This window comes from Corynebacterium kozikiae (assembly GCF_024580965.1).
GTDB lineage: Bacteria > Actinomycetota > Actinomycetes > Mycobacteriales > Mycobacteriaceae > Corynebacterium > Corynebacterium kozikiae.
This window is the reverse complement of sequence record NZ_JANIKJ010000017.1, coordinates 26,844-40,592: the sequence shown is the minus strand read 5'-3', so window position 1 is coordinate 40,592 and position 13,749 is coordinate 26,844. Positions and strand designations below refer to the sequence as shown.

General features: G+C 58.1%; 8 protein-coding genes and 2 rRNA genes. 4 read left to right on the top strand and 6 right to left on the bottom strand.

Features of this window, described 5'->3' with window-relative positions; genetic code table 11:
- Both NQ018_RS09375 and rrf read left to right on the top strand, forming a co-directional pair.
- A 23S ribosomal RNA gene (locus NQ018_RS09375) occupies positions 1–102 on the top strand; the annotation flags it as partial.
- A gap of 121 nt (positions 103–223) precedes the next feature.
- A 5S ribosomal RNA gene (gene rrf / locus NQ018_RS09370) occupies positions 224–340 on the top strand.
- A gap of 290 nt (positions 341–630) precedes the next feature.
- On the opposite strand, the gene NQ018_RS09365 is transcribed toward rrf, so the two are convergent.
- From NQ018_RS09365 to NQ018_RS09355, 3 genes are all read right to left on the bottom strand, one after another.
- Entirely contained in the window at positions 631–1,269 is a 639-nt protein-coding gene (locus NQ018_RS09365; RefSeq protein ID WP_257060587.1) for a DUF3239 domain-containing protein, read from the bottom strand.
- A gap of 22 nt (positions 1,270–1,291) precedes the next feature.
- The gene (locus NQ018_RS09360; RefSeq protein WP_257060585.1) at positions 1,292–2,950 is read right to left on the bottom strand and encodes a DNA repair helicase XPB; all 1,659 of its coding nucleotides are present in this window, start codon (positions 2,948–2,950) and stop codon (positions 1,292–1,294) included.
- A 94-nt stretch (positions 2,951–3,044) separates the two neighbouring features.
- On the bottom strand, positions 3,045–5,354 hold the full coding sequence (locus NQ018_RS09355; protein WP_257060584.1) for a helicase-associated domain-containing protein: 2,310 nt from the start codon (positions 5,352–5,354) through the stop codon (positions 3,045–3,047).
- 66 nt (positions 5,355–5,420) lie between these two features.
- Here NQ018_RS09355 and NQ018_RS09350 point away from each other — a divergent pair, with 66 nt between their 5' ends.
- Together NQ018_RS09350 and NQ018_RS09345 are read left to right on the top strand one after the other, a co-directional pair.
- Positions 5,421–5,609 (top strand): hypothetical protein, encoded by a 189-nt coding sequence (locus NQ018_RS09350; RefSeq protein ID WP_257060582.1) that lies wholly within the window; start codon positions 5,421–5,423, stop codon positions 5,607–5,609.
- A 337-nt stretch (positions 5,610–5,946) separates the two neighbouring features.
- Positions 5,947–9,657, top strand: a complete 3,711-nt coding sequence (locus tag NQ018_RS09345; RefSeq protein WP_257060580.1) for an SdrD B-like domain-containing protein — start codon at positions 5,947–5,949, stop codon at positions 9,655–9,657.
- A gap of 291 nt (positions 9,658–9,948) precedes the next feature.
- On the opposite strand, the gene NQ018_RS09340 is transcribed toward NQ018_RS09345, so the two are convergent.
- The 3 genes from NQ018_RS09340 to NQ018_RS09330 form a co-directional block, all read right to left on the bottom strand.
- Positions 9,949–11,574 (bottom strand): monocarboxylic acid transporter, encoded by a 1,626-nt coding sequence (locus NQ018_RS09340; RefSeq protein WP_257060578.1) that lies wholly within the window; start codon positions 11,572–11,574, stop codon positions 9,949–9,951.
- A gap of 15 nt (positions 11,575–11,589) precedes the next feature.
- Positions 11,590–11,955, bottom strand: coding sequence for a DUF485 domain-containing protein (locus tag NQ018_RS09335; protein ID WP_257060576.1), 366 nt, complete (start codon positions 11,953–11,955; stop codon positions 11,590–11,592).
- Between the two features lie 531 nt (positions 11,956–12,486).
- A complete protein-coding gene (locus NQ018_RS09330) occupies positions 12,487–13,104 on the bottom strand; it encodes a resuscitation-promoting factor Rpf1 domain-containing protein (protein WP_257060575.1) in 618 nt (205 codons plus the stop codon).
- Between the last annotated feature and the right edge of the window lie 645 nt (positions 13,105–13,749).

Below are 13,749 nucleotides of genomic sequence, written 5' to 3'. Positions count from 1 at the left end.
TCATTTGAGGTTCCCTGAAGACTACAGGGTTGATAGGCCAGAACTGGAAGCACAGTAATGTGTGCAGGTGACTGGTACTAATACACCGACAAACACACAAAACAAACAAACAAAGCATCAACACAAAACAAAGAATATGTTGATATGTCGCGTCCACTATGCAGTATCTGACACAACACCGAACAAACCAATAGCAGCACAACAACAACAAAAAGATAGATGTGTCGGTGGTTATAGCGTCGGGGTCACGCCCGGTCCCATTCCGAACCCGGAAGCTAAGCCCGACAGCGCTGATGGTACTGCACCCGGGAGGGTGTGGGAGAGTAAGTCACCGCCGACCTAAAACTAAAAAAACAAATGATGATGCGGGGCGCCCCAACAGGCACCCCGCATCATCTGCATCTTCACATACCCACTTTCAACGGCGACACGGGGATACTAAGACTTACGGGGGCACCAAGTCTCAGGGAAATCCATATAACGATCGCAACGATCGCATTGCTTCAACCAGACACCGCTGAAATGCCCAAGCACAACCCTGAGCACTTACTCAGAGTTGCCCTATACCCGACCAAAATGAAGGGCCGTGATCTTTGCAATCACGGCCCTATGGTCTTTACGTAGCTACTTTTATAGCTCCAACAGGTTGAACTTCGTATCGCGGACGTCGGAAAGCTTACCCTTGTGCTTTTCCAGCAGTGCCCATCGATCGTGGGGGATTGCCCGCTTTGCTTCCTGAATTACGGCGGTATCGGTGGTGCCCCATGCAATCGGCATGGGTGAAATCTCATCCCAGCGGTCCTGGCTGTTCATGGAACGCCTACCGGTCACTGCTACGGAAGGCACTTTCTCGCCTTCTTTGCGCTCGTGGCCTTCAACGCGCGTGACGTTGCGCAGCGCCAGGCCCCAGCGCGGGGGAAGGGCGGTGTCTACGTTGAGGTTCACCAACGCGAGGAGCGTCATGTCCCTGGGGCGGACTTCTGCAATGATCGCGGGGACCAATTCGTAGTTGGTGTATAGCTCGGTGGGATTGCCAACCTTTTTCGGCAGCACCGGGATCAATACCAGGAAGACCAGTGCCATGAGGCCAAAGACGCCCAGGATGATCGCACCCATTGCGCCGCCGAGCCAGGCGTAGAAGGCTGCACCGATACCAGCCAGGATGAGTGCAAAGATACCCGAAGCGATCTGGAGGCGCTTGGTGTCTTTCAGCAGTTCGTTGTTTTTCCGTGCGTAGTGCTCATCTACAGCAAAGTTGAATCGTTGCATCTCACGTCCTTATCTCAGTTCACTAAAGTTGTTCATCTAAATCTTCTGCATCAATAATGCGGTACGCATAGCCCTGTTCCGCCAAGAAACGTTGGCGGTGCGCGGCGTATTCAGCATCCAAGCTATCGCGGCTCACTAGGGAGCAGAAGTGGGCCTCCGCACCGTCCGCCTTTGGCCTCAGCAGGCGGCCAAGGCGTTGCGCCTCCTCCTGCCGAGAACCAAAGGTGCCGCTGACCTGGATCGCCACCGCAGCTTCCGGCAAGTCAATGGAGAAATTTGCCACCTTGCTCACCACGAGCACGCTGAGTTCACCGTTGCGGAACTGTTCAAAGAGCTCCTCACGCTTCTTGTTGCTCGTTTTGCCTTCAATCACGGGTGCGCCGATGCGCTGACCAATCTCCTCAAGTTGATCAACATACGCGCCGATCACCAGCGTCGGTTGGCCCGCGTGGCGCCTCAGGAGAGCATCCACCACCTTGAGCTTCGCGCTCGCGCAGGCGGCCACCCGGTAGCGGTCTTGGCGCTCGGCGGTGGCGTAGAGCATGCGTTCGTCCTCAGTCATGGTGGAACGCACCTCAATGCATTCGGCGGTGGCAATAAAGCCGCGCTGTTCCAGGTCCTTCCATGGGGCGTCGTAGCGCTTGGGCCCGATGAGGGAAAAGACGTCACCTTCACGGCCATCCTCGCGCACCAACGTGGCGGTCAGTCCCAGGCGCCGCCTGGATTGGAGGTCGGATGTCATGCGGAACACTGGTGCGGGGAGTAGGTGGACTTCGTCGTAGATGATCAGCCCCCAGTCCCTGGAGTCAAAAAGTTCCAGTGCGCGGTACTCACCGCCGGTTTTCCTGGTCACCACCTGGTAAGTGGCAATGGTTACGGGCCTGATCTCTTTCCGTTCGCCGGAGTATTCGCCGATCTCGTCCTCGCTCAGCGTGGTTCGCCGCAGCAGCTCGCTGCGCCATTGGCGCCCAGCAACGGTGTTGGTGACCAGGATCAACGTGGTGCACTGCGCCTTCGCCATCGCGGCAGCGCCCACCATGGTCTTGCCCGCGCCACAGGGCAGCACCACCACTCCTGAGCCGCCTTCCCAGAAGCTCTCCGCGGCCATTTCTTGATAGTCGCGTAAAGCCCACTGTTCCTCGGCGGTGCTCAGAGCGATTGGGTGCGCCTCACCGTCCACGTAGCCGGCAAGGTCCTCCGCGGGCCAGCCAACTTTCAGGAGCTCCTGCTTGAGCCGGCCACGTTCGGAAGGATGGACCACAATTGTTTCCGGATCAACCTGCGCGCCAAACATTGGGGCGATTTTCTTGTGGTGCTGTAGCTCGGCAAGGATTGCAGGTTCCGAGGACTCCAGGATCAGCCCATACGCGGGGTGCTTGTGCAGGCGCACGCGGCCATACCTGCCCATGGTCTCTGCGACGTCAATCAGCAAAGCCTGCGGCACCGGGAACCGGGAGAAACGCTCCAATACGTCCACAACTTGTTCGGCGTCATGCCCGGCGGCGCGTGCGTTCCACAGCGCCAGTGGTGTGATGCGGTAGGTGTGCACGTGTTCCGGGGCGCGCTCAAGCTCGGCAAACGGGGCTAACGCGGCTCGGGCGATCGGGGCAAGCGGATGGTCAATTTCCAGCAGGACAGTTTTATCCGACTGCACAATAAGCGGGCCGTCACCAAACGCCACAACATTGCCTTTCCATAGGAAGTCACACCACCAGCATCAGGCGGGAGCACAGGAGGCTCAGGGGGTGCGTATTCAACCCCACAATTCTACCGTGCTAGGCAAAAGACACTTCGGTAATCCGGTGCAGCAGGAAATGCTCCACTGCACCTGTGGCTTCGTTGAGCGCGGAAAGCTGCCCGGAGGCCAAGGCGATGGGCGTGACCTTTGCAAAGCTCGCAGCTCCGGAACGATCCACAAAGCCCAGCTTCACCGACTGTTGAGTTCGGATCGCCTCCTGCAGAGCCTCCAACGGGGTTTGGGAGCGAGCAGGGTTTCGGGCGGACGCGGTGGCGTCGGTACGCTCACGATCCGTAAGCAGCGCCTGGACCGCACGCTCCACGGATTGCTCGGCGCGCGCGTGCTTATCCGAGCTCGATGAAGGGCGGGGAGTGGGCACCACGCTCGGGGTGGGGCGCATCGCGATGGATGCGCCGTGCGAATCCTGCGCAACCACATGCACGCCAGTCCGCGCGGCCGCACGAATCACCTGCAGCAGCGGCACCTGAGCTACCGCGACGGTGGGCGCGAGCTGCTGCAAGCCGGTGGTTTCTGCGGCTGGCGAGTTGCACAGTGCCGTGATCGTGGAGGGGTCCTGGGAGGTGATGTAGGAAAGCGCAACGCCGCCGCGGACCTGGCCGTGCTGCTTGCTTTCGGCGTCGATGAGGTAGCGCATTGAGCTCGGCACCTCCCCGAGCGTGTGCTGCTCCAGCACCCCGAGGATCTCCTGGCTGCTCATTCCGGCATCGAGTCCGCGGCGAATCGAGGCTGTGCTGAGGCGATACAGCGTGGCAATACCCATCGATTCCCGTTCGGCGATCAGCGCCAAGGTCTGAGCGAGCGCCGCCGGCAGCGGACCGGGGGCGAGCACGGTCATATCCCCCTGCGGCACTAAGTGTTCCACCATCCCTGGGGTGTGGCGCTGCGTAAACGCCACCAAATCCGCGGGTAGCAACGCCTCCAAATCCTTCTGCAGTGCGGCGATGGGCTCAGCGCGCAGCACATCCAGTACATCCGTGGGCTCCTCCGCCGCGCCGAGCACCCCAAGCCACCGCGCCTCCCCGAGCACTCCTTCCAGCAGTGCTTCTTCTACGCGCAGGCTGAGCAGGGGGTTCTGGAAGCGGAAGAGCGTGCCGACGCTGCCAGGCGCCTGCCGTGCCCCAGCGATGATCGTGCGGCGCAACGCTGGCAGTTGCTCGGAAATGGACTCTGGGCTCAGCAGACGAACCGAGTTGGTTGTGTTGGTTGTGTTGGTTGTTTTGGGTGCCGCGGATGTGCGGACCGCCCATGTGCGCACCGTTGCGCGGTTCCACCAACAGTGCAGCACCCAGGCCCATTGCACGTGCAGCGCGGCATCCTGGAACACTCCAGCCAAGGTGGTGGGGGCCAGGTAATTGTTGTCTGAGGCGCCATCTTCCTCGCTGGGATACGGCTCGGGAATGCCAAGGCTCAGCAGAAAGGCCGCGCGAGCAATGGAAATCAGCCGGACAACATCGCGTTCCTCAACGTCTATCTTCTTGGCGAGCTGAGTGACCGAACGCAAGCCCACGTCCCCGCTTTTCAGCAGCGGGATTGGGTGTTCCCCAAGCGCTTCAAGCACACTTGTGAGCTGGCGTAACACCTCCAGGCTCTGGCCGGTATCCACTCCTACTACGGCATCAGGATTGGTAGCCGGTGGGTGTAGGGGAATCTGTGGCATGCGTCGCCCAGCAAGCAGTGCGCGTACGCGCAGCGGCAGCACAACGGTATTGCTATCCACTCTTTTCAGTAGCCCTGCCGCGATGAGGCGCGGGATAGGCCTTGTGGGGTCTGCGTCGACGGCTGCGTCGCGAGTTGTGCCCACCCCGCCCGAATGATGCAGCGTATCCAAGATGCGCCTGCTCGCCGCATCCAGAGTGTCCAGCGCCGGTGGTAGTGCGTCCGCGGGTTCCAGCAGATCTAGGCCTGAGGGTAATGCCTGGAGTGCCTCCGGGACGGGGTGGAACGCGTTGGCTTCGCCGAAGCACAAACCGTAGTCCAAAAGGGTTTGGATTCTTTTGTGGACTTCGGTGTGGGCTTCGGTGTTGTTGAAGCCGGTTCCGGTGCGCCGCGCCAGTTCTTCCACCACTTTGGGGGCATCCAGAGGTTCGATGTTGCCGCTTGATCGCAGGCTTTCTGCGGCTTGCAGTACAGCCAACCCCAACGCGTCTTGGTGCTGGAGCGCGAGCTGCAGGGAATTACGCAACAACAAACGAGCAGCTAGAGAGCCTAGGGACGGGGGAGTGGGGTGGGTGGTGTCCACTCTATGCTCAAGCAGTGTGCGGAGTTGGTCTTGGCTCAAGTGACTGAGCCAATGGCGAAACTCTGCGGTTGTGTTGGGGGAAGTCATGATGGAAGGCAAGTTTAGTGGCTGTTCGGGTGTTATTTGTACGCCAAATTTGAAACAATGGAGCACATGGCGAACATCAAGAAGAACGGTTATGTAGATCCAGGCTGGCCAAAGCATGTTCCTGGCGACGGCCACGCGGTTACCGAACTCATCTCCAAGGTAGCTGGCGCGAACAGCCCTTATGGTGACATCGAGTTCCCAGTGCCTGCTGAGGAACTGGGTTACGTACACCCATACACCCGTGTGAATAAGTAAGAGGCTTCACCGAGTTCTCCGCGGTGCACGGGTTGTCCCGTAATCTGGAGTGAGAGTTCGGGTTTCCCGTCTGCGGTTCTCGGGGCTTTTCAAGCACACAGGATCACACCTATCAATCCATAAGGCTGATAGGTGTGATTCTGTGTGCTTTTACACTCTTAGGCTCAGGCGAATCCTGAGAGGGCGGCCTGATAAGAGGGGTGGGTGGGGATATATTACGGCTTTGAACAGTGTGATTATTCCTTATAATCTTTTAATTTTCCTGGGGAAAAGTTATTCTTGAAAAGGCGTTTCGGCATTCGTAGCCGAAATTTGTGCTTTGAAAGGACATTCCCTCTTGAAACTCTCTCCGAAGGCGCTGGTGGGATCCATCGCAGCAGCGCTTGTTGCCTTACCGTTGGCGGTGGTGCCCTTAGCGCACGCACAGCCAGTGGGAACGTTCACGGCGGTATCTCTGACCAAAGATCAGGACGGATACCAGCTCAACAACAACCCAGTGGACGCAGAAGCGAACAACAATATCGTGGCGGTTAATGACCTGGTGGGTTTCCGCATTGAAACCAACACCACCACGGACGCGGTGAGCGATGCCGTAATCACGATGCAAAAGCCCGAGTGCTTTACCTGGGATGCCTCGGTGGACACCTCCCTGAACTTCAACCTGGATTCCGGGACCAGCACCGGTGTGCTGAGCAAACCTGATGCGAACACGCTGTCTGTGCAGTGGGGGCAAAAGGCAAGTGGTGTGGTGCGCACTCAGGTGTTCAGGGCACAAGCAACACAATCCTGCCCTGACGGGTTTACGTGGACTCCCAAGATTTCCGTGCAGGACGCCTCTGGTGTGCGGGAATACACCCTTGACCCAGTGACTGTGAAGAGTACCATCAGCTCGGATATTTCGATTTCCGTACGCAAGCTGCCTGTTTTGGAAGCTGCGTACGATTTCTGGGGTTATGGCAAGCACCCCGCATACGTCACGGAATGGACTGTGCGCCTGCAGCCGGAGGCACTCAGCAAAGTTGGCTACGCGGATCCGGCCGGCGACATCATGTTCGATGTTGAATTTTCCGGCTCCCCTGGGGCGCTGAACAGCATTTTTGAGTTCCCTCCGCGGGCAACCTCGGGCTGTTGGTCCATTGTTTCTCCAAGCGCGTACAACAACAACCGGCGCAACCCCAACACAACGCCCCAGAAGACCACAGTGACCATGAAGGCAAATGCGGGCTGTAACCTCATGGGGCAGGCGAACACCATGGTGATCACCAGTGCAACGCCACAGGACCAAATTCCAGAGGGTGAAACCTACACCCTGAGCGCCACCGTGACTCCGCGGGATTGGGTGGACGCACACGGTCGGCCGTTTGGAGAAACCAATCTGAGTAACAACACGGCCAGCGTGAATATGCAACGCCAAAAGCCGGTGTACGGCTACCAGCAAGGAATGGGGAACTTTGCGCCTCTAACCCAAGATGCCACCCTGGAGCAGGCATACCCGAACCGCAATAGCAACGAGCCGATTGTTGCCCGTCAAAATGCTGATGCTTGGGCAAATGTCACCAACGGCAACATCGGTCTAGGCGCTCAGTTCACTGGTGAAGCGATCTACATTTTTGAGGAACCAACTCTCAACAACCTCACTGCCTACCAGTTCTGGGATCCGAAGAAGCAGGTTCTGGATGTTGCAAACCTCAGCGGGGCAGTACTCGGTGAGGTGGCACCAAGTGTTTCCCGCGCAGAAACGGAACCTGCTTTGCGTTCTCGCGCTATGCCTGCGGATAGCTACACCAAGCTGTGCACCACTGCGTTCGATGGAACCAACATTGATACCGCTGAGTCCATGACCTGGACCGACTGTACTTCCCTTGATCCGAACGCGATTAGTGGAATCCGCTTCTTGCGTGAGGGCGCATATTCAGGCGGAAACTTTGGCAGGGATTACCCCAAGACTGACCTGCTGTTTAGCCAAGTGCCATTCAAGGCTGTTGCTGAACCAGGAACGGTTTTGACTACCCAAAGCCGCTGGATGGCACAGGAATGGGAAGGTAAGAACCGCAATCGCGCCTCTAACGTGACGGTGGTGGGAAATGTGGTGCTTTTGGATAAGGCTGTGACCAAAAACCAAACGTCTGTTGAGCCTGAGGGCGACATCAACTATCAGTTGACACCACAGGTGAGCCAAGCTGCAGGCACTTTCTTGCCCAACCCGGTGACCAACCTCAAGCTGGTAGACACCTTGGATGCTGGCATTTTAGGCGTAGACCTTTCGGACTTGGACCCGTTCTGGAACGTGGAAATCCTTCCAGCGGATCTCGGCCCAGACGGCCTGGCATACACCAGTGATGATGTCCGCGGCATCCAGTTGGTGTTCACCCCTTCAGGGGAAATCACTACGGAAACGCCGCTTCCAGTGATTAAGTACAAGGCAACGATGGGCATTGTCCTGCCTCCGCAGGGTGACCCGTACTTTGCCACGGTGAAGGACAGCGCGGTGCTGAGTGCAGATCACACTGCAAAAGAAGCTACCGACGGTACCTCCTTGTCCGCGAGCACACCGGAGGCTTCCTTCTTCCGGAAATACCTCACCTCGGAGCCTGTTATCGAGGTCCGTGATGAACCTGTGTCCTGGCGTGTGCTGTGGGTGAACTACAACAACTACAACTTGGGCCAAGCACAGTTCGTGGACGTGTTCCCGTACAACGGTGATGGACAGACAAACGATGATCGGTACAGCAACTTCGATGGAGTACTGGCCCTTGCCAAGATTCAACTGGGTGGCTCTGCCACAGCAGAAGGCGTGACGGTGGAACTTACCAATGCTGACCCAAAAACGATTGGTGAATCCCCTGCTGAGGGAACGAACTGGACCGAAGTAAATTTGCAGGACAACACAAAGTGGCCCACCAACCCAACGGCAATCCGCCTGACGCTCCCATCAATCCCATCGAGTACCCAAGGTTATGGCTGGATGGACCTGGTGTTTAAGGCTAGTGACCACCAGGCCGGGAATCGTTTTGACAACAATGCCTCTGCCCGCGTGTACGACCCTAAGACTGGCGTCGCTAATGCAATGCCTGCCGAGACCTCCTTGGGCACCCGTGAAGCTGACCATGTAACCGTGGTTGCCAGCTCGATTGGCGGCGTGGCGTGGATCGATACCAACAAGAACGGCACCCGTGATGAGGGCGAGAAATTGCTCAAGGATGTCCCAGTCAAGCTGTTCCAAGGGGAAAACGAAGTTGCAAGTACTAAAACGAAGGACTTTGGAGTCTATCTGTTTGATGTCCTGCACAGCTCGGACCCCGTGAAATTGGTGGACGGCACCGTTGGTGCGCAGGGCGAATATACGGTGCAGTTCGACGTCCGATGGCTCGAGCAACGGGGCTACAAAGTCACGGAGCAGACCGTAGGGACAAACACCACGATTGACTCTGACGCAGAGCAGCAGACAGGAAAGATTGCTGCCCTGAGCCTGGGTGCTGCTACCGACGAACGCAATTTGGACATCGGTGTGGTGCTGGACCCACCGCCTACCACTACTTCGGAGGAGCCAACCGAACCTACGGAACCGACCGGTTCCACTGAACCCACCGAATCCATCGAACCCACGGAACCCACGGAACCCACCGAACCCACCGAACCGACTGCGCCGACTGAGCCGACCGAACCCACCGAGCCGACCGGTTCCACTGAACCAAGCCAAACGAGTACCACGAGCGAGACCAGCGAGCCAGTGCCGCCAACTCCTCCAACTCCGCCAACGAGCGTAACCAGCACGCCATCTGTGCCGCCGCTGCCAGTGGTGCCGGGAGTTCCGGTGGTTCCGGTGCCAGTCCCGATCCCAGGTCCTGCACCGGATTCTGGACAATCCTCGGTTCCAGCGTCTCCGAGCTCCACCGCCAGCGCGCACACCACTACGCCACCGGTATCACCTGCAAAGCGTGTTTTGGCGAACACCGGCGTGAGCCCTGAGTTGCTGTGGCTCGCACTGGTTGCCGGCGCACTCACCATTGTTGGTGCAACGCTGATCCTCCGGCGGGCACATCGATAAAAGAAGCGTGGCATAGCCAGCCTTCGTGCAGAGCCCTCATGGGAATTACCCATGAGGGCTTTGGTATGTCATTGATGTGCGGCCCACAGCAAAATGAACGTGTTCTCCCGCGCTCGAGCCCACTGTCAAAGAGCCCTCAGTTTCAGGACCGCAATTGCCCACCGCGGTGATGATGCGTGGGGTGGTGAGCGGTGGGCGTTGGAAATGCTTTGCTGCGTGTGTTGACCGGCATGAAAAAACCGACCCCACCTATAGGTGAAGTCGGTTTTCGGTTTGCGGTGTGCGTTGTGTTTAGTGGGAAACTGCCTTCTCCACGCCCACGCCGGTGAGGGAGCGAACTTCCATCTCAGCGGCCTTCTTTGGCAGGTTGTCTGGCTTGCCAATGAGGGTGCCGATGATGCCGAGCAGGAAGCCTGCTGGGATTGCCACGATCGCTGGGTTGGTCAGTGGGAACCATGCGAAGTCAGCGTTCGGGAACATTGCGGTTGGAGCGCCAGACACGGCTGGGGAGAACGTGATCAGCACCAGGGAGATGATGAGGCCGCCGTAGATGGAGCACAGTGCGCCGGTGGTGTTGAAGCGCTTCCAGTTCAGGGAGTAGATGATGGTTGGCAGGTTTGCCGCGCCTGCGATACCGAAGGCGAGCGCCACCAGGAACGCAATGTTCTGACCCATCGCGCCGATGCCCAAAACAATCGCCAGGACACCGATGACCACCACGGTGATGCGGGAAACGCGGACCTGCTCTTCTTCGGTGGCTTCGCCGTTGCGGATCACGGAGTTGTAGATGTCGTGAGCCACGGATGCGGAGGCGGTGATAGCCAGGCCAGCCACCACAGCGAGGATGGTTGCAAAGGCGATAGCGGAGATCACAGCCATAAAGATCGGGCCGCCAACTTCAGCGGAGAGCAGGAGCACTGCGGAGTTCACGCCACCCGGAGCTGCCTTGATGGTGTCAGGTCCGACGAGCGCAGCAGCGCCGTAGCCCATCACCACGGTGAGCAGGAAGAAGAGAGCAACGATTGCGATGGTCCAAGTCACGGAACGACGTGCCTCGCGTGCAGTTGGCACCGTGTAGAAGCGCATCAGAACGTGTGGCAGACCTGCGGTACCGAACACGAGGGCCATACCCAGGGAAACGAAGTCGATCTTGGTGAGCGTCGTGGCTCCGTAGCGCATGCCTGGGCCGAGGATCTCCTCGCCCGATGGGTGGTTCGCCACCGCAGCTTCCAGCGTTGCGTTGAAGCCACCCTTGATAGCCCAGAACGTCAGCAGGGCGATGATCAGGGAGCCACCGACCAGCAGCACTGCCTTAATCATCTGAACGTAGGTGGTGCCCTTCATGCCGCCGAGCAGCACGTAAACGATCATCAGCACGCCCACCACGGCAACCACGATGTTCTGTGCAGCCTTGCCCTGAATACCGAGCAGCAGCGCCACTAGGCCACCAGCGCCAGCCATCTGGGCGATGAGGTAGAACAAGGAAATCGTCAACGTGGAAATAGCGGCAGCGGTGCGCACTGGGCGCTGCTGGAGGCGGAAGGAAAGTACGTCGGCCATGGTGAAGCGGCCGGTGTTCCGCAGTGGCTCAGCCACCAGCACGAGTGCAACCAGCAGGGCGATGAGGAAGCCCACGGAGTACAGGAAGCCGTCGTAACCGTAGAGCGCAATCGCGCCGGTCACGCCGAGGAACGCGGCAGCAGAGAGGTAGTCACCCGCAATTGCGAGGCCGTTTTGCCAACCGTTGAAGGAAGCGCCACCGGTGTAGAAGTCGGAGCCCTTCTGCGAGGTCTGGCGGGTTGCGCGCACCACGATGGTGAGCGTACCGATGATGAACAGCAGGAAGATTGCAATGTTCAGGATCGGGTTACCCGTATTCACCTGCTCTTGTGCGAGCACAGAAAAATTAGAGTTCATCAGTGCTGCCCTTTCTTAAGCCGCGGATGGGGAGGTTGGGGAGCCAGGGTGCTCCATCTTGTTGCGGATCGCTTCTGTAGCCGGATCAATCTTGTTGTCTGCAAAGTGGACGTACGCCCAGGTGATCAGACCAGCGGTGGCGAACTGGGCCAGGCCCAGCACCATGCCAACATTGATAGCCCCGTACACGCGGGTCTCCACAAAGTCCGTGGCAAAGGTAGCGACGACGATGTAGAAGAGGTACCACGCCAAGAAGGCGACGGTGACTGGGAAAGCAAAGCGACGGAACGTGCTGCGCAGTTGCCCGAACTCCTGGCTCTCGCTCATCGCGAGGAACTCATCAGGAGTTGGCACATGCTTGGCCACTTGTTGCTCAGACATGAATGCCCTTTCTAGGAATCTTGAACCGGCAGCCCTTGGGAAAGTCCCTTATAGCGTCTTTTTTCCTGTGACGTTTGGGAAACGTTTGGGGATGCGCAGTGCAATGAAGATCACTACTCAAAATGTGATGTGGGTTATTACACACTAGATTGGCGCAAAATACCTAAGGATCCAGCTTGGAGGGGGAAAATAGTTTGCAAAGTGATCTTTGCAAAGCTGCAAACATTGGGTTTTGTGGGATTGGGTGCAAGCGGCGGCAGTGTGGAGGTGTGGTAGGTTTTTGCTGCTCTGGGGCAATTTTTGGTGCGCCTGTTGGTGGGGTGCGGTAGCCGCGAAAAGGATCAATCGCGTGGAGTGGTACCGATCGGGCATGAATCCACAGTGCCCCTTTTTGGGGGAGGAATGGGTTCTGGGGCTCGAGGCGTGGCCCTTGAGAGCCCGTCAAACGCGTCCCAAGCATGCAAAAAGCCGCGAGGCAAAAGCCCCGCGGCTCAACTAATTGCTCCTTCGCCCTGAACGGCTGAAGGGCTGTTAGCTGCTGAAAACGGTGTTGATGAAGCCCTGGTTCGCGGCAAAGAAGGCGTTGATGTTGTTGCGCAGCGAGTGGTAGAGGGCGTCTACCTCTGGTGGGATGCCAATACCCAGGGCTGCGGCGCGCTCCTTCAGGGAGTTGTAGAAGGCGTCGATTGGAAGCTGTGGCTGTGCAACTGGTGCAGCGTAAGCCGCTGCTGGTGCAGGTGCCGGTGCGGGAGCTGCTGCTGGCGCTGCCGCCACGTTGCGTGGGGTAGGGGCGGAGTTCAAGCCCAAACGTGCGGAGCAGGAAGGCCATGCGCCCCAGCCCTGGCCAGCCAGGACCTTTTCTGCAATGGCGATCTGCTGCTCGCGGGTTGCCAGGTTTGCGGTTGGTGCGAACTGCTGGCCACCGTATGCGTTCCAAGTGGAAGGGGAGAACTGCAGGCCGCCGTAGTAACCGTTACCGGTGTTGATTGCCCAGTTGCCGCCGGCCTCGCACTGAGCCAAGCGGTCCCAATCGGAGTCAGGTGCTGCGGAGGCCTGTGGGGCCATGATGGTTGCGGCGGTGCCGATAGCCACGGTGGATACGGCGAACTTGGTAAAGCCGGAAGTGGTCTTACGTGAGTGACGTCCCATGGAAAAAGATCCTCTCGTCATTGCCGCCGAAAATTGCGAACCGTGGTTGGTTCACGCCCCTGTCTGCTTGAATTGTGTAGTTGTTTCCGGCGCCGCGAAGGCGTGGTGTTCCAGAAACTCAAACGGTCAAGTTGTGCAGATGTATGTGCCAGAAGCTTTGAGCCCAGACAGGAGTGTGGCGAAGGCTCGAGCTTATGCAGGCACGCTGCCCAGCAAACAACCGTAGCGGTTTATAACGAATGTGTCACGTTTTTTCTTCGTTTTGGACACATCAGATGTCACACAGGTATCACTGCGGCCCTGTGACCACGCCTTTTGGATGCAGAAAAATTTTCGAAAAGTTTCCAACTCGACTGCTCAGCGCATGCAAACGGCCGGGAATCGCGGTACTTCACAGACACTCCCACGGCGCGGGAATGGAAAACACACGAGAAACGCTTAATATAAAGTGTTTCCCTTATAAGTAGGTCAAGTGCTGACTGAAGCGGATGCCCAAGGTGCCCATAATCAAACGGCACCTGGTCACATTCTTGGTCGCATTCTTGGCGGCATATTCAATGCCGCACTATATAAGGAATCAGAATCTTGGAACCATCCAAACGGCGTCCCTAAAGCGTTCACACAGCGCAGATCAAACCGAGAGGG